Origin of the sequence: Uniformispora flossi (genome assembly GCF_049534875.1) — a bacterium.
Taxonomy (GTDB): Bacteria; Actinomycetota; Actinomycetes; order Streptomycetales; family Streptomycetaceae; genus Yinghuangia; species Yinghuangia aomiensis.
The window spans coordinates 48726-72638 of record NZ_JBMULZ010000012.1 but is presented as its reverse complement, the minus strand read 5'-3'; the positions used below and the strand labels follow the sequence as shown (position 1 = coordinate 72638).

The following is a 23913-nucleotide window of genomic DNA, read 5'->3' as shown; positions in this document are numbered from 1 at the left end:
GCCCCCGCGCCGCCCCCCCGCGCGGCGGGCCCGGCCGCCCCCCCCCCCCCCGCCGACGGGCGTCCGGCCCCCGCGCGCGGCACCGGGACGAGACCCCCGCCGCGCCGCCCTCCCGCACCCCCGTCGCATAAGGTCGCTGCCATGTTTGCCGTGAGCGCCGTACGCATCAGCCCCGAAGACCCGCTGTCCGGCCTGGAGCTGGGCGAGCGCCCCGAGCCCGGCACCGAGCGGCCGCTGCCGCCCGGCTGGACGACCGTCACGGTCAAGGCCGCGAGCCTCAACCACCACGACCTGTGGACGCTCAAAGGCGTCGGCATCACCGACAAGCAGCTGCCGATGATCCTCGGCTGCGACGGCGCGGGCATCGACGAGGACGGCAACGAGGTCGTCATCCACTCGGTCGTCGGCGGCCTCGGCACCGACGAACCGCGGTCGATCCTCACCGAGAAGTACAACGGCACCTTCGCCGCCAAGGTCGCCGTGCCGCGCTGGAACCTGCTGCCCAAGCCGAAGGAGCTGTCCTTCGAGGAGGCCAGTTGCCTGCCGACGGCGTGGCTGACCGCGTACCGGATGCTGTTCACCAACTCCGGTGTGCGGCCCGGCGGAACGGTCCTCGTGCAGGGCGCGGGAGGCGGCGTCGCGACCGCGCTGGTGGTGCTCGGCAAGGCGGCCGGATACCGCGTGTGGGTGACCAGCCGCGACGAGGCCAAGGGCGCGCGGGCCGTCGCGCTGGGCGCCGACCGGGCGTTCGCGTCCGGCGAGCGGCTGCCGGAACGCGTCGACACGGTCATGGAGACCGTCGGCGCGGCCACCTGGAGCCACTCGGTGCGCAGCCTCAAGCCCGGCGGCAGCGTCGTCATCTCCGGCGCGACCAGCGGCCCGAACCCGTCGTCCGCGGAACTCACCCGGATCTTCTTCCAGGAAATGCGCATCGTCGGCTCGACGATGGGCGACAAGGACGAACTCGCCGGGCTGCTGAACCTGTGCGTCAACAGCGGGATCCGGCCCGTCATCGATACCGTTCTCCCGCTCGACAAAGCGCGCGAAGGCTTCGCGCGGCTCGCGCAGGGTGACCAGTTCGGGAAGATCGTGTTTACCGTCTGACGGCACTCTGCCGGACGGAAGGACCACGATGGATCTCGGCCGACGACGCTTCCTCGCCCTGGGCGCGGGCGCTGGGCTCGCAGCGGCCGCGGGCGGGCTGCTCACCGGCTGCTCGGACGCGCCCGCGCTGCGCACCGGAGGCACGCTGACGGTGGGCCTGCCCGGCTATCCGGCGCTGCTGAACCCGGCGCAGGGCGTCTCCGAGGAAGCACGCTGGATGGCCGACCCGGTCGTGGAGACGCTCTACCGGTACCGCGACGACACGACCCTCGAACCGGTCCTCGCCGCCGCGGACCCGGCGGTGTCCGGCGACGGCCTCGCCTGGACGCTCGCGCTGCGCGACGGGGTGCGGTTCGCCGACGGGACGCCGTTCGACGCGGAACACGTCGCGGCCTGCCTCCGGCACGTCAACGACCCCGCGACGGCGGGGGAGTGGGCGCCTTACCTGGCCGGGCGGCTCGGCACCGTCACGGTCGTCGACGCGGGCACGGTACGGCTCGACCTGCCTCGCCCGTTCGGCGTCCTGCGCCCGCTCCTCGCCCGCCTGCCGATCCCGCACCAGGCGTCGCTCGCCGACCCGCAGGCACTGGTCGGGACGGGGCCGTTCCGCGCCGAGCGGATCGTGCCGGGGCAGTCGGTGCTGCTGCGCCGGAACGACGCCTACCGGGACGACCGGGCGCCGTACGACGCGATCGAGTTCCGCGTCGCCGCGGCCGACGCGGCGGCGGCGCAGCTCAAAAGCGGCGCGATCCTCGTCGACCCGCGGCCGACGCCCGCGCAGACGAAGGTGCTGCGCAAGACGTCGTCGCTGCAAGCCCACACGGTGTCCGCGCCGGTGGACCTCGCCACCGCACTGAACCTGCGGCGCGCCCCGTTCGACAACGTGGCGATCCGGCGGGCCCTCGCGGCCGGCATGGACCGCAAGACCGTGCGGGACAGCGTCTACCTGGGCTTCGCCGTCCTCGGGCAGGGGCCGGTCGGTCCCGCGACCGAGGGCTGGGGCGAGTCCCCTTCGCCGACGGCGACGCCCACCGCGTCGCCGAGCGCGCCCGCCGGACCGCGGCCCTACGGCGAGCGGGTGGACGCCGACCGGGTCCGCGCGCTGCTCGCCGAAGCGGGCACCACCGGGCCGGTGCGGTTCACCGTGCTGGCGACCGAGGAGGTGCGCGCGGTCGCGACCGCGCTCGCCACCGGCTGGGTGAAGGCCGGGTTCGAACCCGCCGTGGACGTCGTCGACGACGCCACATGGCGACGCCGCCGCGCCGCAGGCGACTTCGACTTCGCGCTGTCCGTCCGGCGGCCCGCCTACGCGGTCGGCATCACCGCCTACGACGTCCTCGCACCCGCGGCGTCCGACCACCCGGACAACACCGGCTACCGCAACCCCGGCCTCGACAAGCTGCTCGCCGACGCGTGGGCCGCCGGCGACGCGAGCCGCCGCGAGAAGCTGTGCGCGCTGGCCGACGAGATCCTGGTGCGCGACGCGGTGATGATGCCGCCGGTCTACCCGAAGCTCCTGGTGGGGCAGAGCCGGTCGGTGGAATCGATCGACGAGACGCGGATGGGCTTCGGCGAACTGGAGCTGGCGACGCTGCACCGGCGGGGCTGACAGGCACCGCGTTTCACCCGTCCGGGTGTTCCGCGGCCCTCCACCGCGCTCCCGGGGCGTCCGGACCGCAACCGGCGCTTACTGTCGTTCCATGGCCCCGTTGCCTCAGTTGCCCCCGTTGCCCCCGTTGCCGCCGCTGTCGCCGCCGAGCCGTCGTGCCGTGCTCGGGGCCGCGGCGGGGGCCGGTCTCCTGCTCGTCGGCGGCGGGGCCCGGCCGCACGCCGCCTCAGCGCGCGCGGCGGTGCTGCCCGACCGGGCGCCCAAGGTGCTGCTGCCCGCCCGGCCCGGGCTCGTGGCCGCGGAGAACGCCCGTACCGGAAGCGCCGGTTGGCGCCTCGGGCCGCGCACGACGTCGGACACCGACCCGCGCATCAAGGTGTACGCCGCCGACAGCGCGGTGCCGGTCGGCGGCCGCCTGCGCCTCAAGGTGTCCACCGCCCAGGCCCGGCCGTTCGCCGTGGAGATCTACCGGCTCGGCGACTACGGCGGCACCGGCGGACGGCTGGTGTCCCGCGCCGACGGCATCCCCGGCACCCGCCAGGCACCGGCGCACCTCGACCGGTCTTCCGGCACGGTGACCTGCGCGTGGTCCGACACCTGGCAGACCGACGTGCCGGACGATTGGCTGCCCGGCCTCTACACGGCCGTCCTCGCCGACGCCGACGACGTACGGACCGCGGTGCCGTTCGTGGTCACCGACCTGCCGCGGGCCGCGGACTACCTGGTCGTGCTGCCGACGACGACCTACCAGGCGTACAACGAGTACCCGGTGGACGGCGCCACGGGCCGCAGCCTCTACTACGGCCAGGACCCGGCGACGCGCACCTCCGCGGCCAAGCTGAAGGCCCGCGTGGTGTCCTTCGACCGCCCGTACGCGGGTGCCGGGCTCCCCCAACTGTTCGAACTCGACCACGCGTTCGTCCGCTGGGCCGAGGCCCGCGGCTACGACCTGGCGTACGCCACCAGCGCCGACCTGCACGCGGGCCGCGTCGATCTGCGGCGCTACAAGGCGGTCGTCTTCCCCGGCCACGACGAGTACTGGTCGCAGGAGATGCGGGCCCGCGTCGAAGCCGCCTCGGAGGCCGGGGTCGGGCTCGCCTTCCTCACCGCCAACAACGTCTATTGGCACGTGCGCATGCTCCCCGGCGCCGACGGCACGCCCGACCGGCTCATGCGCTGCAACAAGGACGCCTCGTCGTCGCACGACCGCGCCGATCCCGGGCCGACCGTCAAGTGGCGCGACCTGCACCGGCCCGAACAGGAGCTGCTGGGCGTGCAGTACGTGAGCGTCGTCAAGGGCGAATACCCGATGGGCGTGCGGGAGTCCGGGCACTGGTTCTGGTCCGGCACCGGCCTGCGGGACGGCGACGCCCTGCCAGGGATGGTGTGGGGCGAAGCCGACCGCCGCTTCGACGAGGCGGCCCGGCCGCGCGGCGAGGAAGTGTTCCTCGCCGGGTCGCCGTACCGCGACGCACGCGGCGGCGCGCAACGCCAGCAGACCGGCCTGTACCGCGCGGCGTCCGGCGGACTGGTGTTCACCGCGGGCACATTCCGCTGGCCGCAGGCCCTCGGCGACCCCCGCTACGCGGACCCGCGCGTCGGGCGGGCGACGGAGAACCTGTTCGCGGCCCTCGTCGCCCGCTGAGGGGACGGGGCAGCTCACGTCAGCGCGGCCGTAACAGCACGGCACCGAACGGCTTGTACGGCACGCTCCGGTGCGCCTCGTCGACACGCACGTGCGCCAACAGGCCAGGCAGACCGGCCTGTTCAAGGATCTTGAGCGCCATCGGCGGCTCCGGGCGCGGTCCCGCGCCGACGTCCAGCAGCGCGACGGTGCGCACGTCCGGTAGCGGCGTGCTGCCGCACACCGCGTCCGCGGCGGCCGCCGCGGGGCGGGCCCCGGCCGCGTGCGTCTCGCCGGCCGGATCGGTCGCGGCGTGTGACGCGGGGCCGCGGCGCAGCAGGACGGCGCCGGTGCCCAGGACGAGGTGGTCGAGGCGGCCGTCCGCGATCCGCACCGCGGTCACCGACGCCGTCGGCGCGCCGTGCCGAGCCAAGTCGCAGCGGCCGCCGTGCAAGGCCGCGGTCTCGGCGACGGCGTCGGCCAAGCAGTCACGGAGTGGGCGTTCGGGACGGTCGACGATCCGGGTCAGCAGGTGCGCGGCGAGGCGGCGCAGGAACCAGCCGGTGCCGTGCCCGCAGCCCGTGCCATCGGCCCGGTACGCGGAACCGGCTGCGGTCAGCACTGCGGACTCGGGGCCGGCGAGGGCGAACACCCTTTCCGCGGGGCGCGGTTCACCTGGGGACAGGGGAGGGGCGGACGATCCGGGGTCGGTGAGGACTTCGACAAGCACACCGCCCAGTGTCCGGCAGCAACGCCCCTCGGGTGGGGCACAATCCCGCGATTTGATCCGATCGGGGCACGCGGCGTACCGCGGCCTCAGGAATCCGGCTCGGTGGGGGCTCCCGTCGGCCCCAGCAGCCGCGCGAGCATGTCGACGAGCAGCCGGTGCGCGCGTTCTGCGGTGACCGCGGGGTCCGGCAACGCGGCCGCCAGACCGATGCCGCCGGACATCGCAAGGGCCTGCAGCGCGACCTGGCCGGGGTCGGCGTCGGCCCGGAACCGGCCCGCGGCGACGCCTTCGGCGACCGCCTCGGCGATGATCTTGCGCCAGTCCGCGGCGTCCGCGAGGACTTCGGCGCGCCACACCGGGTCGCGCTGCGCCCAGCGCCACGCCTCGACGCGCAGGTGCCACGAGTAGGGCGCGGCCGCCTCGCAGAAGCCGAGCGCGAACGCGCAGGCCGTGGACAACCGCTCCCACGGGTCGGCGAGCGGGGCGAGGGCGGCGCGGACCGCGGCCACGTCCCGCAGCGCGGCGTGCCGGAACGCGGCGATGAGCATGTCGTCGAGCGTGCCGAAGTAGTACTGGAGGGTGCTGACCGGCACCCCGGAGGCTTCCGCGACATCGGCGAACCGGGTGGCGTCGGCGCCGCGTTCGCCGACCACCAGGCACACGTGGGCGAGCACGTCCGCGCGCTTCCGGCCGGAACGGCGGCCCACCCGGCGCGCGGCGGCCGGGATGCGGGCGGAAGCGGAGGTGTCGGACACGTCATGTTGTCTATCACGCGTGGCCGACACGCCGGGAACGCCGCCGGAGCGACGTTCCTCACGGGCTGCACAACGGATCCCGAGGCGAACTGCCGGGCCTGCCTCTAGGCTGCGCGCCATGACCGATGCCGAGAGCCGCCGCGCGATCAACGAAGCGATCAATGCCGTCAAGAGGTTCGTCAACAGCCGGCAGCTCGACGCGCTGCACGCGGCACGCTCCGGGGTCGCGCTCAACCTCGTCGCCATCGGGATCCTGCACCGGGTGATCGACCACGGCCCGGTGCGGCCGACCGAGTTGGCCGAGCTTGCGGACATCCAGCCGGCCGCGCTGAGCCGGCAGATCCGCATCCTGGAGGACGGCGGCTACATCGTGCGGGTCGGCGACGCCGAGGACGGCCGGGTGTCGATGGTCGAGGCGACCGGGCAGGGCCGGGCGGCGTACCGCAGTTTCTCCGCCGCCAACGACGCGCTGCTCGCCGAGCAGCTGCGCGGATGGACGGCCGAAGAGCTGGGCTCGCTCGCCGCGCAGATGCAGCGGCTGGTCGCCGACCTGCGGGGAGTCCGCGCGTAAGTCTGTTCCGCAGTCTGTTCCCAGTCCGTTCCGCAGTCCGTTCCGCGGCGCCGGTCCGGTGCTCGTCCGGGCGACGTGAACCCGCTCCGCGGATTTAATTGACATGGTTAACTAGTCGGGTTACGTTCCCCCGGAACAGCGGTCCGCCAACTTCCGGGGAGAAAGCCGTGGCCTGGGATTTCCGCACCGATCCCGACTTCGCACGAGAGCTGGACTGGATCCGCGCCCTCGTCGTGGAGGAGATCGAACCCCTCGACCTCGTCCGGCAGCGGATGAGCCCGGCCAACTGGCAGGCCGTCACCGAGCCGCTCAAGCAGCGGGTCAAGGACCGCGGCCTGTGGGCCGCACACCTCGACCCCGAGCTGGGCGGCCAGGGCTTCGGCCAGGTCAAGCTCGCGCTCATGCACGAGATCCTCGGCCGCACCGGATCCGCGCCGAACATCTTCGGCAACCAGGCCCCCGACTCGGGCAACAGCGAACTCCTCGCCGTCGGCGCGACCGACGCGCAGAAGGAACGCTGGCTGTGGCCGCTCCTCGACGGCAAGCTCACCAGCTGTTTCTCGCTCACCGAGCCGCACACCGCCGGATCCGACCCGACCGGTATCAAGACCGCGGCCGTGCGCGACGGCGACGACTACGTCATCAACGGCCACAAGTGGTTCGCGTCCAACGCCTCCCGCGCGGACTTCATCCTGGTCTTCGCGGTCACCGACCCGGATGCCGAACGGCACCGCCGCGCCTCGATGTTCGTCGTCGAACGCGGCACCCCCGGGCTGGAGATCGTGCGGAACGTGCACACCATGCACCACCCGTACGACGGCGAAGCCACCCGCAACCTCGGCGGCCACGCCGAACTCCGGTTCACCGACTGCCGGGTGCCCGCCGAGAACCTGATCGGCGAGCCCGGCGACGCCTTCCTGCTCGCCCAGAAGCGCCTCAACGGCGGCCGCATCCACCACGCGATGCGCTGGATCGGCCAGTGCCGCCGCGCCTTCGACATGCTGTGCGAGCGCGCCGTGTCGCGCACCTCGCACGGCAAGCGGCTGGCCGACCAGCAGCTGATCCAGCAGATGGTGACCCGCTCGAACATCGAGATCGAAGCATTCCGCCTGCTGACCCTCAAGGCGGCCTGGACCTGGGACAACGAAGGCCCCAAGGCCGCCCGCCAAGCCGTCTCCGAGGTCAAGTACTGGGGCGCGCAGATCCTCCACGACGTCGTCGACCGCACGATCCAGGTGCACGGCGCGCTCGGCTACTCCACCGACCTGCCGCTGGAGGAGATGTACCGGCTGGCCCGCAACTTCCGCCTCGCGGACGGCGCCGACGAGGTGCACATCCAGCAGATCGCCAAGATGATCCTGCGCCGCTACGAGGCCGTCGACGGCTGGCCCACCGAGCACGTCCCCACCCGCCGTGCGGCCGCCGAACTCCAGTACGCCGACTGGCTCGACCTGCCCGCCCCCGGAACCGCGCCGTGACCGCCGGCGGACCGGCCGCGCAGCACGACGACCCGGTCCCGGCCGCCCCGCTCGCCGCATGGGCCGCCGAACGCGGACTCGTGGACGCCGGCACCGAACTCGCGGTCACGCAGCTGAGCGGCGGATCGTCGAACCTCACCTACCGGGTGACCGGCGGCGGCCGCGACTGGGTGCTGCGCAGGCCGCCCGTGCACGGCGCGCTGCCGACCGCGCACGACATGGGCCGCGAGTACCGCATGCAGGACGCCCTCGCGGGCAGCGGCGTCCCGGTCGCCCGCATGGTCGCGCTGTGCGACGAACCGCACGTCATCGGCGCCTCGTTCTACCTGATGGAGCGCCTCGACGGGGTGTTCCACATGGACGCCGCCGCCGTCGCGCGCCTCGACGCCGGCACAGCCCGCGAAGCCGGGCTCAACCTCGCCCGCACCCTAGCCGCACTCCACCGGGTGGACCCGGTGGCGGCCGGGCTGGGCGGCCTGGTCCGCCCCGAGCCCTACATGAGGCGGCAGCTGCGCCGCTGGCAAGGCCAGTGGGACCGCAGCGGTGTCGACGAAGTCCCCTCCGTCGACGGCCTGTTGAAGCAACTGGCGGAGAACGTGCCGGACGCCGGACGGATCGGCGTCGTGCACGGCGACTACAACTTCGGCAACGTCATGTACCGCGCCGACGCGCCCGGTGAAGTCCGTGCCGTGCTCGACTGGGAACTCTCCACGGTCGGCGAGCCGCTCGCCGACCTGGGGCAGCTGCTCGCCTACTGGGGCCCGGCCGGGCGGCTGCTCAACGCGCACCGCGGCGGGCATCTGCCGGACGCCAACCCGGCACTGCCGTCGGCGGAGCAGCTCGTGGAGGCGTACCGGGAGACCGGCGGTGCGCCCGTCCACGACCTCGCCTATTACGAGCGGTTCGCGGTCGTGAAGCTCGCGGTGATCTGCGCGGGCGCGCTGGCCCGCGCGTCCGGCCGCGAGCCGGAACGGATCTCCCGCACCGTCGGCCTGATCCGCGACCTGGCCGCGATCGCCGAAGGCTGAGCCGAATCCTGGACCGGGCAAAGGAGTTGGCATACGGGGCCGTATGGCAAACCTGGCGCGCAGACATTCCAGACAACTCGGCCAAATCGCTCGATGGTTGCGCTAGAAAAGGTAAAATCACGCGAGATTTTCGATCGTGAGGTGGAGGTCCACCTCCCTTTCCCGACAGGATGCTTGACGTCCCGTCATGGTCGTACGGGACAAGGGGCAGGCCCGGCCGGGGCGGGCCTGCCCCGCCGACCCCTCGTCGCGAGGGTGCGTCCGGAGCGGCTGGATCGCAGCCGGAGCACGGCTAGAGCGCGGTCATCCGCCCACCGCTGACCACCAGCGTCTGGCCGGTGACGTAGCGGGACGCGGCGGCGCACAGGAACACCGCGCACGGGCCGATGTCCGTCTCCGTGTCGCCGATCCACCCCATGGGAATGAGCGCCGTGATCCGCGGCTCCATCGTCGGGTCGAGCCGCATCGCGTTGTCCAGCGCCGGAGTCACGGCCAGCGGAGCAAGGCCGTTGACCCGGATGCCGTCCGGACCCCACTCGCGCGCCAGCGACTTGATGAAGCCGCGCTGCCCGCCCTTGGCCGCCGCGTAGAACGACAGGTTCGCGCTGCCCTGCATGCCCGCCGGCGACGTGAGCACCAGATACGAGCCCGCGGTCTCCTTCAGATACGGATGCGCGGCCTTCGCGAGCGTGTAGGAGGCCACCGAGGCCACCGACGCGTGCTCGTTCCACAGCTCGACGCTCGCGTGTTCCAGATCGACCGGCTCGCTGGACCGGCGGCTCGTCGCGTTGTGCACCACCGCGTCCAACCGCCCGAACCGGGCGACCGCACCCGCCAGAGCGGACGCGACCTGCTCGGCGTCGGTCACGTCGCACACCTCGACCGATGCCGAACCGCCCTGCGCCGTGATCTCGTCGGCGACCTCGGAACCGGCCTCCTTGCGCCGCGCGGTCACCACGACGTTCGCCCCCGCGCTGCCCAGGGCAAGCGCGATGCCGCGCCCCACACCCGCGGCGGCGCCGGTGATCAGGACGGTCTTGCCGGTCAGCGGCCGCACGGTGTGCATCGGGTCGAGCCCGTCCGCCGCGCCGGTGATGTTCGTTGCGGAATCGGTCATGGCACCATCAGCGCTCCACCGTCGAGGGCGAACGTGCTGCCGGTCAGATGCCGGGCACGCGGCGAACACAGCAGCAGGACAACGTCGGCGACCGCCTCGGGCGACATCGAGTCCGCCCCGAGCGCCGCTTCGCTGCGGTCGACATCCGTGCCGCGCAGCGCCTCGGCCGCCGGGTCGAGCGCGAACACCGTGGGCGTCAGCAGGTGCACCGACACCCCGTCGCGCGCCCAGCGCCGGGCCGCCGACTTGCCGAGCGCCCGCAGCGCCTCGGCCGCGGTGGCCAGCGGCACCAGTCCGGAGCCGCCCTCGATCGCCACGCTCGGCACGGCCAGCACGAAGCGGCCCCCGGCCGCCTTCAGCCGCGGGTGCGCGTACTGGAAGGCCGCCAGGCCGTCCCGTACCGGCTCCTCGGCCAGCCGGTCCCACTCGGCGGGGGACAGGTCCACCACCGGCCGCGCCTCGACCGAACCGGGCGTGTACGGCGCGAAGACCACCAGGTCGACCGCCTCGCCCGGATCGCCCGCGCCGAGTGCCGCGGTGTCCGGAACCGCCACCACCTCGGTGCCTTCGCCGCGCAGCGCTTCCGCCACCGCGGCGGCGACCGCCGAACGGCCGATCACCACCGCGTGCCGCGGACCTTGACGTGCTGACTCGCTCACGCCGCCTGCCCCTTTCGTCTCGCCGGGCCGGACGGGACGGCCGTCCGACCCGGCGAACGTATTTCGGTCACCATGTGATGACAAGGCTTGTCGGCACGTGTGCAGTGTGATGATCCGGACCACGGGCAGCCCTTGCACGGCCGGAACCGCCGCAGGAACCGCCGCTGCGGAGGCTTGCCGCACGCATGACCGGTCGTTGTCCGAAGTCGCATGAAAGTGTTCGAAACCGCCCACGAAGAGAGCGGCGGGTGTCACCCCGCCTCCGTAACCTGGAGTCATCCCCGGTGGACGGACCGGGGTCCTTTTTCGTGGGGGAGGCCTCGGTGGATGTCACGGCGTTCGTCGCGCTGCTCGACCAACTCGACTCCGCGGACGGGGCATTGCTCGACCGCCTCGGCCCTGATGTGCCCGAGCGGGTGCGCCGGATGCGCGGCACGCCGGCGCTGCCCGCCCGGGCACGCACCGCCGTCTACCAGTTCGCCGGAGACGAACCTTCGGTGCGGACCTGGCGCCTGACGGGGGCTCACGTCGCGTGCCTGGTCGAAGGCGCGGCGCCCGCGCACGGCGTCCTCAAGAGGCTGCGGCGGCTGGCTCCGGGCGACGCGTGGGCGTACGTCGACGGCACCCGCGGCCTCGCCGCCCTCCTCACCACGCGTCTGGGCGCCAACCCGGCGGCTTGGCGGTTCGTGCAGGACAACCTGGCCGACCATCCCGGTGTCCTCCCCGAACTCGTCGAAGCGGCCGGGCGGATGTCTGATGACGATCGGCCGCTGCCGGCCGCGCCGCGGGGGATCACCGCCGAATTCCGGCAGCTGCTCATGCTCCTCGACCCGGAGACGCTCGCCGCACTGGTCCCGCACCTGCACCGGCGCACCGTCACCGACCTCGCGCGCTTCGGCGCCGACCTGCCGCGGGAGACGATCGCCTGGGTGGTCGCGCTGGCCTCGCCCAAGGAACGCCTGACGCTGGCCAAGGCGCGCTGGAGCCGCCCGGACGTCGCCGAAGCCCTGGCCGCCCTGGACGACCCCGACGTGACCACGGCGGTCTACGTCAACCGGCACACGTCGGTCGCGGTCCGGTCCCGCATCATGGCGCGCGCCACGACCGTTCCCGCCGGCATCGCGGACTGCGTGCTCGACTCCGACAGCCGCGCGATGCGGCTGCCCGCGCTGTGGTCGGGCGATCCGGCGCTGGTGCGGGCGGCGTTGCTGTACCGCTCGTTCACCTCCAGCACCATCCGGCACTCCGTGCACGTGTGGCGGACGGAGGGCTACGACGCGCTCCGCGGCCTCTACACGCCCATCGACACCGAGACAGGACCGCAGCGGCCCCTCCCGCTGCGCGCGCCGCGGTACCGGGCGCTGATGCTCGCCGCGCTGGTCCGCCTGTGGGAGCGCCACGGCGTCGCCGAGGCCGCCAAGCTCGCCGACGAGGTCGGCATCCCGCCGCGCGACCGCGCGCTGTACGCGGAACTCTTCGCCGCCGAGGACGGTCTGGCCCGGCTGCGCGCCGAACTCGCCGCCAAGACCGGCACCAAGGTGCTGCTCAAGCGGCTGCGTGGCTACAGCCCGACCAAACTGTGGCCGCTGATCGAGAACCCCGGAGCCGACTGGTCGGTCGTCGCCAAGTCCGGCGGCCACCTGTCCGGCGCCGCCTGGACGCAGCTGGGGCAGCTGCCCGGCTGCCCGCCTCGGCCGCTGCCGGATGCCGCCGACCCGGACGGCGACGCGCTCGTCGGCGCGGGCCGCTGGCCGGCCGCCCCGGAGGTCCACGTCCCGCGCGAGTGGACCGGGTCGGGATACGTGCTGGCTCAACCGGCCCGGCGCGGCGCCCCGTTGCCGCCGGAGCACCTCTTCGCGGACGTCGCACCCGCCGCGACGGCGCTCAACACATTCGGCTGCCTCGACGAACTCATGGCCGCCGACGGCGCGCTGCTGCGCTACCGCGAGCACCTGGGCACGCTCGTCGACCGGCACTTGGGCGCGTCGACGGAGGCCCGCGCCGTCGCGCTGCGCCTGCTCGCCGACTTCACCGGGACGACGGAGGAACTGCTGGCGACCGCGGGGGCGATGACGCTCGTCGCGGGGTGAGCCGGGGTGAGCCGGGGAGCGGCCAGGGGAGGAGGTCGGGCGGCGGCCGCGGGGCAGGATGCACACGCGTAACCCTTGTCGCCGTCAAGTACCGGCGCCTAGGGTGCGTCCCGTCGTCCTGCCCGGACGGCCCGTGCTTCCGCCGCATGCCGAGGGGAACCCCCGTGTCCGACCGCGCCAAAGCCGTCGCCGCCGTCGAGAACTACCTGGCCAAGCTGGGCGCCGGGGACCTCGAAGGGATCATGGCCGCGTACGCCGCCGAGCCCACCGTCCACGACCCGATCGGCTCCGAGCCGAAGGTCGGCCGGGAGGCCGTCGAGGCGTTCTACGCGTCGATCCTGCCGTTCACGCCGAAGACCACGGTCCTCGGTCCGATCACCGTCACCGGCCGTTACGCGGGCTTCCAGTTCCGCATGGACCTCACCATCGGCGACAACCCCGTCGTGGTGTATGCCACCGAACTGTTCGCCCTCGACGAGGATTTCCTGATCACCGAGATGACCGCGGTGCCGGACCTCGAAGCAGCCGGCTGATTCCCGGCCGCAGTTCGTCCGTCCGGAGCCGTCCCGAGGCCGCCCGGACAACCGCCTGACATCCGCCTGACATCCGTCGGAGAACCGCCGGAGAACCGCCCCGCGGTTGTCCGGATGGCGGGCAATCGACGGCCGATCATCCCTGTTTGCCACGAGATTTGTCCGGTTTTGCTGCACAAGCAGCGATAACGATTACGCCCGGGGCGTGAATCCCGGTGCCCGGAATCAATAGCATCCGCGAATATGAGCACTTCCCCTGACGCAGAAACTCCGCTGCCCACCCGTGCGGGGGCCTTGCCCACGCGCGTTCCGCAGGCCCGGGCGGGCGGCCGCCACCGCAGACCGGAAATACCCGCGATCCTCGAAGGCGCCCCGCCGCTGGTGCTGGCCGTGCCGGGTCCGGCCGACGCCGACCTCGAGGACGTGGTCCGCGAGATCGCCCTGCTGGCCCGGGCCGGCCGTCCCGGTCTGGACGTGCGGCCGGTGTTCCTCGGCGCAGGGGCCACCGACCTGACCCCGGTGCTCGGGCCGGTCGGCGGCGCCGCCGAGGCGACGCCGGACGATGCGGCAGCCGGCGCGGAGCCTGCGGACGGTGCCGAGGAAGCGGTGGACGGCGAGCCGGCCCCGGCGCCGGTCGCCGAGGGCGTGCGGAACGCCGTCGTGGTGCCGCTGCTCATAGGCCCGCACCCGGAGGTGGAAGCCCGCGTCCGGGCGACCGTGGAGGCCGCCGAGGGGCGCGAGCTGACCGTGACCGAGGCGCTCGGCCCGCACCCGCTGCTCGCCGAAGCGCTGCACGAGCGGCTGTCCGAGGCGGGCCTCGCGCGCGCCGACCGGGCGCGCCTGTTCACCGTGGTCACCGCGGCCGACGGCATCATCCTGGCCACCACCGGCGGCCCCGCGGCGCTGCAGGCCGCGGACATGACCGGCGTCCTGCTGGCCGCCCGGCTCGCCCTGCCGGTGGTCACCGCGGACCTGGAGGTGCCCGGCGCGGTCGGCGACGCGGCCACGCGGCTGCGGCAGATGGGCGCGGAACGCATCGCGCTCGCGCCGTACGTCCTCGGGCCCGACCTCGACCCGGACCTGATCGAGACCGCGGCCGCGCACGCGGAGGTCACGGCCTCCGCGCCGCTCGGCGCGCACGGCGCGCTGGGGAAGCTGGTCCTCCAGGCCTACCTGGCGGCGGCCGGGATCCAGGACTGACCGGTCCGGCGGCGCGGGCAGGCGGCCGGGGGCGACCCGGGGCCGCCTGCCCGCCGACGCCGGACCGGGCCCGCCCGCTCGGGCGGGGGGTTCCTAGAGCACGATCAGCGGCTTGATCGCGCGCCGCTCGTCCATCGCCGCGTAGCCGCCCGGAACGCCGTCCAGGCCGATCGTCAGGTCGAACACCGGCGACGGGTCGAGGCGCCCGGCCAGCACGTCGGCGAGCAGCTCGGGCAGATAGGCGCGCACCGGTGCCACGCCGCCGCCCAGCGCCAGGTTGCGGCCGAACATCTGCCCGATGTCGACGCCCGCGCTGCCGCCGTGCGGCACCCCGACGTAGCCGATCGCGCCGCCGTCCCGCGCGATCGAGATCGCCGTCTCCATCGACTCCTGCGTGCCCACCGCCTCCAGAACCGCGTGGACGCCCGCGCCGCCGGTCAGCTCGCGGACCGCGGCGACGGCCGCCTCGCCGCGCTCCGGCACCACGTCGGTGGCGCCGAAGCCGCCGGCGATCGCCGTGCGGTTCTCGTGCCGCCCCAGGATGACGATCCGCTCGGCGCCCAGCCGCCGGGCGGCCAGCACGCCGCACAGGCCGACCGCGCCGTCGCCGACCACCGCGACCGTGCTGCCGGGCCGCACACGGGCGGCGAGGGCCGCGTGGTGGCCGGTGCCCATGACGTCCGCCAGCGTCATCACCGCGGGCAGCAGCTCCGCGGGCGTGTCGGACGGCACCCGGACGAGCGTGGCGTCCGCGAAAGGCACGCGCACCGCCTCGCCCTGCCCGCCGTCCGAGCCAGGCTGCCCCCAGAAGCCGCCGTGCGGGCAGGAGGTGTACAGCCCCTCGGCGCAGAACTCGCACACGCCGTCGGCCCACACGAACGGCGCGACGACCCGGTCGCCCACCTGCAGCCCGCGCACCTCGGCGCCGACCTCCTCGACCACGCCCATGAACTCGTGCCCGATCCGCTGGCCCGGCTGCCGTGCCGCGACGCCGCGGTAGGCCCACAGGTCGCTGCCGCATATGCAGGCGTGCGTGACGCGCACGACGGCATCGCCGGGCCGGTGGATCCGGGGGTCGGGCACCTCCTCGACGCGGATGTCCTTCGGCCCGTTGATCACTGTCGCGCGCATGCGCTCTCCTTCTGCCGACCCGCAGGCCGGTGTGTATCCGGTCTCGCCGGCATTCTCGTCCCGCGGCCGGCCCGGATTCCGGGCGGCCGCCCCGGCAACTTCACCCTCGCCCCGGCGTGCCGGTGGCCGCAAACCGGGTGGCCGCATGCGACCGTTCGGATAGAGGTTGATAGCCGTATATGCGGCTGTTTGATCCATATGTGATCGAGCCTGTCCGAACCATGGATCGGTGTGCCATGCCGCCTGCCCCGTCGCCCCCTCCGCGACGCCGTGCGGGAGCACGCACGGCCGTCCTCGCCCTGGCCCTGTCCGCCGCGCTGGCGGCCTGTTCGTCGTCGGGAGACCAGACGCCGTCCGGAGGCCGCGAGCGGCCCGGACGCGGCGCTCCGGGCGGCACGCAGGCGGCGCCCGCACCCGCGGAGCCGTTCACCGTGGTGGCGACCGGCGACGTGCTCGCCTACCCGTCGATCTGGCAGCAGGCGCACGACGACGCGGGCGGCAACGGATACGACTTCCACGAGATCTTCGCCGGGGTCGCGCCGATCGTGCGGTCCGCCGACCTGGCGCTGTGCCACATGGAGACCGTGTACGGCGCCCCCGACGGCCCGTTCGCCGCCTATCCGCTGTTCAAGGCCCCGCCGCAGATCGCCCGCGCGCTCGTCGACACCGGCTACGACGGCTGCTCCACGGCCTCCAACCACACGCTCGACGACGGCTTCGACGGCGTGCAGCGCACTCTCGCCGACATGGACGCCGTCGGCCTGCGGCACGCCGGCTCGGCCCGCTCGGCGGACGAGGCGGCCACCACGACGATGTACCAGGTCAAGGGCGTGAAGGTCGCGCACCTGGCCTGGACGTACGGCACCAACGGGCTCCCGCTGCCCGACGGCAAGCCGTGGACGGTGAACGTCGTCGACGTGCCGCGCATCGTCGCGCAGGCGCGGGCGGCCCGGGACGCGGGCGCGGAGGTCGTGCTGCTGAGCCTGCACTGGGGCTCCGAATGGCAGCGGCAGCCGGACGCCGACCAGGTCCGCTGGGCGCAGGAGTTGACCGCCTCGAAAGACCCGTCCGGGCACAAGGACATCGATCTGATCCTGGGCACGCACAACCACGTGCCGCAGCCGTACGCCAAGGTCAACGGCACCTGGGTGGTCTACGGCATGGGCGATCAGATGGCGAACTTCCCCGGTGCGGACAAGCTCCAGGGCAACTACAGCTCGATCGCGCGCTTCACGTTCACCCGCGGGCCCGCCGGATGGGCGGTCGACCGCGCCGAGTTCCTGCCGCAGTACTCCGACCCGGGGCCGCCGTTCCGGGTGGTGAACCTCAACGCGGCGCTCGCGGGCGGGACCGCGCGGGCGGACGCCTACCGGACGCCGCTGGAGACCATCCGCGCCGCGGTGCTGTCCGAAGGCGCGGCCGCGGACGGGCTCGTCGAGTCGACCGATGGCCGGTGAGCCCCGACCCTGCCGACGCCTGACCGAATTGCCCCGTTCGGCCAGGTTGTTCGCTTCCGCTTACCCGGGATTTACCGCCCGGATCTGGGCATGGACGCGCGTAGACCCTAGGGTGCACGCCATGACTGGGACACGACGTCGCAGCCGCCGCTTGATGGCGCTCACGGCCTTCGTGGCCGCGAGCCTGGTCAGCAGCGCGGCCACCATCGGCACCGCCGCCGCAGCGTCCGGCCGGGGCCCCGCCCCGGACCCGACGATGAACGTCCAACTCCTCGCCCTCAACGACCTGCACGGCAACCTGGAAGACCCGCAGGGCAGCGCCGCGAACATCACCACCGGCATCGACCCGGCCACCGGCAAGCCGGTGACGGTGCCCGCGGGCGGGGTCGCCCGGCTGGCCACGCAGCTGCGCGAGGCCCGCGCGAAGAACCCGAACTCGCTCACCGTCGCGGCCGGCGACATGATCGGCGCCAGCCCGCTGCTGTCCGGCCTGTTCCACGACGAGCCGACCATCGAGGCGCTCAACGAGATCGGCCTCGACGTGACGTCCGTCGGCAACCACGAGTTCGACGAGGGCCGCGCCGAGCTGCTGCGCATGCAGAACGGCGGCTGCCACCCCACGGACGGCTGCTACGCGCCCGGCCGCACGTTCTCCGGCGCCAAGTTCCCGTACCTCGCCGCCAACGTGCTCGACGAGAAGACCGGCTGGCCGATCATGGCCCCGGTCAGCATCAAGTACGTCAACGGCGCCTGGATCGGCTTCATCGGCATGACCCTCGAGGGCACGCCCGACGTCGTCACCGCCGAGGGCGTGAAGGGCCTCAAGTTCGAGGACGAGGTCAAGACCGCCAACCTGTACACCAAGCTCCTCAAGGCGGTCGGCGTGAAGTCGATCGTCGTGCTGCTGCACGAAGGCGGCATGCCGACGAGCGGCATCTACAACTACGACTGCAACGCGGGTGGTTCGCTCGGGCTGAGCGGCCCGGTCGTGGACATCGCGAAGAACCTCGACCCGGAGATCGACGCGGTCGTCACCGGCCACACGCACCAGTCGTACGTGTGCAACATCCCCGACCCGAAGGGGCAGCCGCGGCTGGTCACGTCCGGCGCGTCGTTCGGGCGGCTCTACACCGAGATCAACCTGACCTACGACAAGCGCACCCGCGACATCGTGCGCACGCAGGTCAGCGCGGTGAACCGGATCGTCAGCCGGAACACCACCCCGGCGGACGACGTCCGGACGCTGATCGAGAACTGGCAGAAGCTCGCCGCACCGGTCGGGAACCGCAAGGTCGGCTACATCCAGGGCGACATCCTCGGCCGCGGCGCCCCCACATCGGAATCCCCGATGGGCGACCTGATCTCCGACGCGCAATTGGAGGCGACCGCTGCTGCGGACAAGGGCGCGGCGCAGATCGCGTTCATGAACCCGGGCGGGATCCGCTCGGACTTCCAGTTCAAGCAGGCGAACGGCGAGGGCGACGGCGTGGTCACCTACGCCGAGGCGTTCACCGTGCAGCCGTTCACCAACATGATGGTGACCCAGACGCTGACCGGGCAGGCGGTGCTCGACGTCCTCGCCCAGCAGGTGTCCGGCGGCAACGAGGCGAGCCCGCGCTATCTGCAGATCTCGAAGGGGCTGACGTACACCGTCGACCTCAAGCAGACAGGTGCGGCGCGGATCGTCGCGGGCAGCGTGAAGCTGAACGGCGAGCCGATCGACCCGGCGAGGACGTACCGGGTGTCCGCGAACGAGTTCCTCGCGGCGGGCGGCGACGGGTTCCCGGCGTTCAAGACCGGCACGGCGAAGCTCAACGGCGTGTCCGACCTGGACGCGCTGACCGCCTACCTGGCCGCGCACTCGTCGCCGGACGCGCCGCTCGCGGTCCCGGTGGCCGACCGGATCACCTTCCTGCGCTGAGCCCCCTCCGTCACTCCGGGCATGCCGAGGCCCCGCACACTCGTGGTGTGCGGGGCCTCGGCGGGGGTGTGCCGCGGGGTGCGCGGGCGCTGGGGGCGCGCCTTAGGCCGCTCGGCGCAGGGCCGCGGTGACGCGCGTGGTGGCGACGGACCGGGCATACCGGCGGCGGCGCGCGATGATCGCGAGCAGCGGGCCGTGGGCGTACCCGGCGGGGGCGTCGTCGTGGCTGCGGGTCGGGGCGGCGTCGGTCCGGGCGGCGCTGGTCGCGCTGGTCGTCATGGCACATCTCGATTCGTTCGGTGCCGCTCTTTTTCGGGAGCGGCTCGCACTACCCCCACGTTATGTGCCGCCTCGGACAGCGGCGTCCGCCGCAGGTCGGCGATCTCGAGGCCTTCCCTGGGCGGCCGCCGGCACATCGCCTACGACCTGAGGAGGAGGCCGAAAGGGTGCGCGTCTCGGGGTCGTCCCGGGGTGCCGGGCGCACCGGGAGGCGGGGGTCCGGCTTGAACCGGACGGGTGCGGACGGTATCTCTGTTCGCGGGCGCGTTCGAACGACGGGAGCAGGGGAGTCTCAATGAGCGTGGATCCGCGTACACCGGTACTGGTCGGAGTGGCGGCGGTCCGGCAGCGGGTCGACGAGCCCGGCGGCGGCCGGGACGCCCTCGAACTGATGGCGGACGCGGCCGAGGCCGCCGGCCACGACAGCGGCGCCGCGGACCTCCTCGGCGCCTTGGACATGGTCCTGATACCCCGCGGCATGTGGGGGCAGGGCGACCCGGGGCGGCGGATCGCCGACCGGTTCGGCGCCTCGAAGGCCCGCACGCTGGTCGCGGAACTCGGGGTGCTGCAGCAGACGCTGCTGACGCGCGCGGCGGCCGGCATCGCGGCGGGCAACGAGGACGTCGTCCTGGTCGTCGGCGCCGAGGCGGCCTACCGCGACCGCCGGCTGCGCGGCACCGGCCTCCCGCCGATCCACCAGCCGCTGCCGCCGATCGAGCCGGACGTGTCGCTGCGGCCGACCGGCGACATCCTGCACCGCGTCGAGATCGACCGCGGACTCCCGGTCCCGGTGCGGCAGTACGCCATCCTCGAATCGGCGCTGCGGCACGACGAGGGCCGGTCGCTCGACGAGCACGCCGCCGACGTCGCCGCGCTGTGGTCGAAGTTCGCCGACCGTGCCGTCGGAAACCCGGACGCGTGGCACCGCCGCGCCGTCGCGCCCGAGGCGATCGCCGAGGCGTCCCCGGCGAACCCGATGCTGTCCCGCCCCTACACGCGCTCGCACTGCTCGCGCGCAGGGGTCGACCAGGGCGCCGCGCTGATCCTGTGCTCGGCGGAAGCCGCCGAGCGGTTCGGGGTGCCGCGCGACCGCTGGGTGTTCCCGTGGGCCGCCGCCGAGTCGAACCTGATGGTGCCGATCGTCGCGCGGGCGCAGCTGCACCGGTCGCCGGGGTTCGCCGCGGTGGGGTCGTGGCTGTCCGCGTACACCGGCGTCGCGCCCGCCGACGCGAAGTACCTCGACCTGTACAGCTGCTTCCCGGCGGCCGTGCGCATCCAGCGGGCCGAACTCGGGCTCGGGGACCGCGACGACCTGACGGTGACCGGCGGCATGTCGTTCGCGGGCGGTCCCCTCAACAGCTATGTGCTGCACTCGACGGTGTCGATGGCCAAGACGCTGCGTGAGGACCCGGACGCGGTCGGCGTGGTGACGTGCATCTCCGGGATGGTCACCAAGCAGGCGGGCATGGTGTGGTCGGGCACGCCGACCGCCACGCCGTTCCACGGCGAGGACCTGTCGTCGCGGACCGCGGAAGCCGCCACGACGTGCGAGGTCACCCCCGATTACAAGGGTGTCGGCGTGGTCGACGGCTACACCGTGGTGGAAGGCGCGAGCGGGCCGTCGAAGGCGATCGCCGTGGTCGGCGTGCCGGGCGGCGGTCGCACGGTGGCCGCGTCCGAGGACATGGGCGTGGTGGCGGCGTTCTGCACCGGCGAGTGGGTCGGCAAGCACGTGCATGTGGACGGGGCCGCGCTGGCGCTGTGAGAGGGCGGAGGCAGTCGGAGGCAGCCGGAGGCCAGTGTCCGGTTAGCGCAGGCCCGGGCGGCCCGGCCGGGGCCCTGCTAGCCTCCTTCCTTCCTGCGGCCCGTCTTTCGGGCCGCTGTGCTTTCGGGATCCCGAAAGTCTCCGGAGACTCCGACCGTGAGCCTCCGCACCACCGCGAGATCCCGAAGCACCGCCTTGCCTCCGACCCGCAGAACGGATCGCGATGCCAGCCTCCGCTCGGACCCGCCGGACCCGGCGGGGTCCCCTCCCGAGCACCCCGGCCCCGCTGCTCGACACCACCCTCGACCAACTCCGCACCCTGCTCGCGGTGCACGCCACCGGCACCGCGCTCGGCGCGGCGCGCTACCTGCGGCGCGAACAGTCCAGCGTGCAGAAGCAGCTCGACACGCTGAACCGCAACTTCCAGGAGATGTGCGGCGAACCGCTGGTCCTCAAGCAAGGCCGCGGCAAGGATGTGCTGTTCACCGGCACCGGCGAAGTCCTCGTGGAGATGGCCGAGGCGACGCTCGGCGAATGGTCCGACACCATCCGGGACTTGCGCAGCAAATCCGCGGGCACCCTCACCGTCGGCGCGACCCGCTACACGCTGGGCATCGTCGCCGACGCCATCGCCGACATCGAAGACGAGCTGGCGGACCGCGGCATCGACCTGAAGGTCGACCACATCCGCACCCGCGACCTGCTGTCCCGGCTCGCCGGGAACCAGGTCGACCTGGTCTGCGGCAGCGTCGCCATCCGGGCCGGGGGAGACGCCGCACCGGACGGCTGCGACGTCCTCGAACTCGCCCGCGGCGGCCTGAGCCTGCTCACCAACCTGCCGGCGGACCGGCTCCCCGACGGGCCGATCCCGGTCGGCGCTTTGCCCGACGTCCCGCTCGTCGTCCCGTCCGACGGGCTGATCGCCGACTTCCTGCGCGGCTGGTTCGGCCCCGGCTACGCCGAGCGTCTCACCATCGCCGCGGAGATCGACGCGGTGCCGTTCGGCCTCGAACTCCTGCGCTCCCGGCTGCCGCTGCACGGCGCGATGCTGGTCACCGAAGGCATCGCCGACGCGGTCCGGGACGGCCGCCTCGGCGGCGGGACACCGCTGCGCGCCGTCGACATCGCCGATTCCGACTGGGAGGTCCTGGTCGGGGTTTTCGCCCGAAAAGGCGAAATCGACCGGCTGCCGGCCGGTCATCCCCTGCATTTGCTGTGGCATGCGGCCGCCCGCCGGGCCGACCGCGGATATCCTGCGAGGGATATCCGGGAAAGCCCGACGGGCGGAATTTGACAAACGGACGAATACACGGGGACGAGTCCGTGCGGGGCGGTGCTGCCGTGCGGCGTTGCGGTGCCGCGCGGTGTCAGCCGCGGCCGCGGAGGTAGGCGAGGACGCCGCCCGCGACGGTGACGAGCGCGCCGATCAGCACGATGTAGATGCCGTAGCTGTTGGACAGGTCGAGGCTCTGCAGGGCCTCCTTGATCGTGTCCGAATCCGCGCCCTTGTCCTCCGCCTGCTGGGTCGGCAGCCGCTCCTTGTCGACCATGTTCAGCACCGCGAACACCAGCGCCACCAGGCCCGGAAGGGCGCCGGCCGCGCTCACGGCCGCCTTGCGCATCGCCACGCCGACACCGAACAGCACGATGGCCGCGATGGCCGCGACGAGCGTGATGATGCCGTCGCCGTCGTTGCCCTTGACCGTCTCGGACAGCCCCTCCGTGGACAGTTTCACCCACGGGAGGAACGAGCCGACGAGGACGAGGACCGCCCCGAGTACGCCGATGTACGAGGGGTTGGCGTGCCCCTGCCCGGCCCCGGCGACCGGGGGCGAGCCGTGCTGGGCACCATAAACCGGTGAAGTCATGGCATCGGACTTTAGTGGTCCGCGGCTATGCGGATAAACCCCTTCGGAAACATATTCCGGAGAATATTTGAAATGTCCGCGGGGTTATTTTCCCGGGGTTCCCCGGGGCCTGAACCGCCGCCCCCTTCCCGGGGCTTCGCGGGGCGGGCGGCTCCGGTCCGGCCGTGGTTCAGTGGCCGAGGTCCGCCGGATAGCGGACCTGGACCTGCCAGCCGGCGGCCGGTGCGGCACCGGCCGCGGTCAGCCGCTGCTCGGCCATCCGCCGGGTGATCTCGGCCGGCACCAGGCACTCGGCGCACGCGCCGTCGAGTGCCACGACGGTGAGCGTCACCGCGAAGTCGCCGTCGCGCGCCACGTCCAGGCGGTAGTCGTCGGCCGCCAGGGCGTCCGACAGCGGGCGCAGCGCCGCGGCGACGTCCGCGTCGGTGAGCGAGCTCATGCCGGGACCTCCGGGTTCGCCGCCGTGCCGGTGAACAGGCCCAACGTACGCTCGACGGCGTCCGCCGCCATCGCGTCCAACTGCGCGTCGCTGGAACCGCCCAGGGGGCCCGGCACGCTGAGGATGCGCGCCTCCGGCAGTCCGTACAACGCGCACACCTGCTCCGCGAGTTCCGTGAACCCGGCGGTGGACAGCAGCACCGTCGGGATGCCGAGCTGCTCCAGCTCCACCGTGTCGTGCGCGCTCCACGACGTGCACGAGCCGCAGTCCGCGGAACCGGTGATCACCAGATCGGCCTCGGCCAGGATGCGTTCGACGACCTCGGGTTCCGCGGGCAGCGCCGCCGACACCTTGGGGATCTCCAGCGTGACGGTCGCGCCGGTGCGTTCGGCCACGAGGCGGGCGATGGCACCTTGGATCTGGCCCGCGTGCGGCTTCAGGTTGTCCAGGACGGCGATGCGCTTGCCCGCCAACAGCTCGGGGGACGGTGCCAGGTGCTTGGACGGCGCGCCGACCCGGCCTTCCGGGGACAGGATCTCGATCATGCTGCTGCCT

Annotated in this window: 22 protein-coding genes; 13 read left to right on the top strand and 9 right to left on the bottom strand. The window is 73.2% G+C overall.

All coding sequences use genetic code 11. The features are described from left to right. Positions 1–141 precede the first annotated feature (141 nt). From ACPA54_RS24640 to ACPA54_RS24630, 3 genes are all read left to right on the top strand, one after another. On the top strand, positions 142–1104 hold the full coding sequence (locus tag ACPA54_RS24640) for a zinc-binding dehydrogenase (protein ID WP_345673900.1): 963 nt from the start codon (positions 142–144) through the stop codon (positions 1102–1104). A gap of 28 nt (positions 1105–1132) precedes the next feature. Beyond that, positions 1133–2713 carry an ABC transporter substrate-binding protein gene (locus ACPA54_RS24635; protein ID WP_423533195.1) on the top strand — a complete coding sequence of 527 codons (1581 nt, stop codon included), beginning with the start codon at positions 1133–1135 and terminating at the stop codon, positions 2711–2713. Positions 2714–2804: 91 nt separating this feature from the next. Then, positions 2805–4358, top strand: a complete 1554-nt coding sequence (locus ACPA54_RS24630; RefSeq protein WP_423533193.1) for a N,N-dimethylformamidase beta subunit family domain-containing protein — start codon at positions 2805–2807, stop codon at positions 4356–4358. A 19-nt stretch (positions 4359–4377) separates the two neighbouring features. Here ACPA54_RS24630 and ACPA54_RS24625 read toward each other — a convergent pair whose 3' ends face one another. Together ACPA54_RS24625 and ACPA54_RS24620 are read right to left on the bottom strand one after the other, a co-directional pair. Further along, a complete protein-coding gene (locus ACPA54_RS24625) occupies positions 4378–5067 on the bottom strand; it encodes a hypothetical protein (RefSeq protein ID WP_423533191.1) in 690 nt (229 codons plus the stop codon). 86 nt (positions 5068–5153) lie between these two features. Continuing rightward, positions 5154–5822, bottom strand: coding sequence for a TetR/AcrR family transcriptional regulator (locus tag ACPA54_RS24620; protein WP_423533189.1), 669 nt, complete (start codon positions 5820–5822; stop codon positions 5154–5156). Positions 5823–5940: 118 nt separating this feature from the next. Between ACPA54_RS24620 and ACPA54_RS24615 the strand changes: the two genes are divergently transcribed. The 3 genes from ACPA54_RS24615 to ACPA54_RS24605 all read left to right on the top strand — a co-directional run bounded on the left by ACPA54_RS24615 (position 5941) and on the right by ACPA54_RS24605 (position 8899). Next, a complete protein-coding gene (locus ACPA54_RS24615) occupies positions 5941–6393 on the top strand; it encodes a MarR family winged helix-turn-helix transcriptional regulator (RefSeq protein ID WP_423533187.1) in 453 nt (150 codons plus the stop codon). A 167-nt stretch (positions 6394–6560) separates the two neighbouring features. Next, entirely contained in the window at positions 6561–7871 is a 1311-nt protein-coding gene (locus tag ACPA54_RS24610) for an acyl-CoA dehydrogenase family protein (protein WP_423533185.1), read from the top strand. Beyond that, positions 7868–8899, top strand: coding sequence for a phosphotransferase family protein (locus ACPA54_RS24605; RefSeq protein WP_423533183.1), 1032 nt, complete (start codon positions 7868–7870; stop codon positions 8897–8899). The genes ACPA54_RS24610 and ACPA54_RS24605 overlap by 4 nt, the downstream gene beginning before the upstream one ends. Positions 8900–9191: 292 nt before the next feature. Here the strand turns inward: ACPA54_RS24605 and ACPA54_RS24600 are convergent, their stop codons facing one another. Together ACPA54_RS24600 and ACPA54_RS24595 are read right to left on the bottom strand one after the other, a co-directional pair. Continuing rightward, the gene (locus ACPA54_RS24600) at positions 9192–10016 is read right to left on the bottom strand and encodes an SDR family NAD(P)-dependent oxidoreductase (RefSeq protein WP_423533181.1); all 825 of its coding nucleotides are present in this window, start codon (positions 10014–10016) and stop codon (positions 9192–9194) included. Further along, complete coding sequence (locus ACPA54_RS24595; RefSeq protein ID WP_423533179.1) at positions 10013–10675, bottom strand: SDR family oxidoreductase; 663 nt, start codon at positions 10673–10675, stop codon at positions 10013–10015. The genes ACPA54_RS24600 and ACPA54_RS24595 overlap by 4 nt, the downstream gene beginning before the upstream one ends. Before the next feature lie 323 nt (positions 10676–10998). Between ACPA54_RS24595 and ACPA54_RS24590 the strand changes: the two genes are divergently transcribed. The 3 genes from ACPA54_RS24590 to ACPA54_RS24580 all read left to right on the top strand — a co-directional run bounded on the left by ACPA54_RS24590 (position 10999) and on the right by ACPA54_RS24580 (position 14498). Next, positions 10999–12765 (top strand): hypothetical protein, encoded by a 1767-nt coding sequence (locus ACPA54_RS24590; RefSeq protein ID WP_423533177.1) that lies wholly within the window; start codon positions 10999–11001, stop codon positions 12763–12765. Positions 12766–12929: 164 nt separating this feature from the next. Continuing rightward, positions 12930–13298, top strand: a complete 369-nt coding sequence (locus ACPA54_RS24585; RefSeq protein WP_345680868.1) for a nuclear transport factor 2 family protein — start codon at positions 12930–12932, stop codon at positions 13296–13298. 243 nt (positions 13299–13541) lie between these two features. Further along, a complete protein-coding gene (locus tag ACPA54_RS24580; RefSeq protein ID WP_423533175.1) occupies positions 13542–14498 on the top strand; it encodes a sirohydrochlorin chelatase in 957 nt (318 codons plus the stop codon). A gap of 93 nt (positions 14499–14591) precedes the next feature. On the opposite strand, the gene ACPA54_RS24575 is transcribed toward ACPA54_RS24580, so the two are convergent. Further along, positions 14592–15629, bottom strand: a complete 1038-nt coding sequence (locus ACPA54_RS24575) for a zinc-dependent alcohol dehydrogenase family protein (protein ID WP_423533173.1) — start codon at positions 15627–15629, stop codon at positions 14592–14594. Between the two features lie 236 nt (positions 15630–15865). On the opposite strand from ACPA54_RS24575, the gene ACPA54_RS24570 reads away from it, so the two are divergent. Then, positions 15866–17086 carry a CapA family protein gene (locus ACPA54_RS24570; protein WP_423533171.1) on the top strand — a complete coding sequence of 407 codons (1221 nt, stop codon included), beginning with the start codon at positions 15866–15868 and terminating at the stop codon, positions 17084–17086. A gap of 121 nt (positions 17087–17207) precedes the next feature. After that, positions 17208–19007, top strand: a complete 1800-nt coding sequence (locus ACPA54_RS24565; RefSeq protein WP_423533169.1) for a bifunctional metallophosphatase/5'-nucleotidase — start codon at positions 17208–17210, stop codon at positions 19005–19007. 102 nt (positions 19008–19109) lie between these two features. On the opposite strand, the gene ACPA54_RS24560 is transcribed toward ACPA54_RS24565, so the two are convergent. After that, positions 19110–19286 carry a hypothetical protein gene (locus ACPA54_RS24560; RefSeq protein WP_423533168.1) on the bottom strand — a complete coding sequence of 59 codons (177 nt, stop codon included), beginning with the start codon at positions 19284–19286 and terminating at the stop codon, positions 19110–19112. 295 nt (positions 19287–19581) lie between these two features. On the opposite strand from ACPA54_RS24560, the gene ACPA54_RS24555 reads away from it, so the two are divergent. Further along, the gene (locus ACPA54_RS24555; protein WP_423533166.1) at positions 19582–21051 is read left to right on the top strand and encodes a hypothetical protein; all 1470 of its coding nucleotides are present in this window, start codon (positions 19582–19584) and stop codon (positions 21049–21051) included. Between the two features lie 223 nt (positions 21052–21274). Then, the gene (locus tag ACPA54_RS24550) at positions 21275–22345 is read left to right on the top strand and encodes a LysR family transcriptional regulator (RefSeq protein WP_423533164.1); all 1071 of its coding nucleotides are present in this window, start codon (positions 21275–21277) and stop codon (positions 22343–22345) included. 73 nt (positions 22346–22418) lie between these two features. Here the strand turns inward: ACPA54_RS24550 and ACPA54_RS24545 are convergent, their stop codons facing one another. The 3 genes from ACPA54_RS24545 to ACPA54_RS24535 form a co-directional block, all read right to left on the bottom strand. Beyond that, positions 22419–22919 (bottom strand): Trp biosynthesis-associated membrane protein, encoded by a 501-nt coding sequence (locus ACPA54_RS24545; RefSeq protein WP_423533163.1) that lies wholly within the window; start codon positions 22917–22919, stop codon positions 22419–22421. Positions 22920–23088: 169 nt separating this feature from the next. Beyond that, positions 23089–23358 (bottom strand): hypothetical protein, encoded by a 270-nt coding sequence (locus tag ACPA54_RS24540; protein WP_423533161.1) that lies wholly within the window; start codon positions 23356–23358, stop codon positions 23089–23091. Then, complete coding sequence (locus ACPA54_RS24535; protein WP_345680858.1) at positions 23355–23903, bottom strand: UGSC family (seleno)protein; 549 nt, start codon at positions 23901–23903, stop codon at positions 23355–23357. The genes ACPA54_RS24540 and ACPA54_RS24535 overlap by 4 nt, the downstream gene beginning before the upstream one ends. Positions 23904–23913 lie beyond the last annotated feature (10 nt).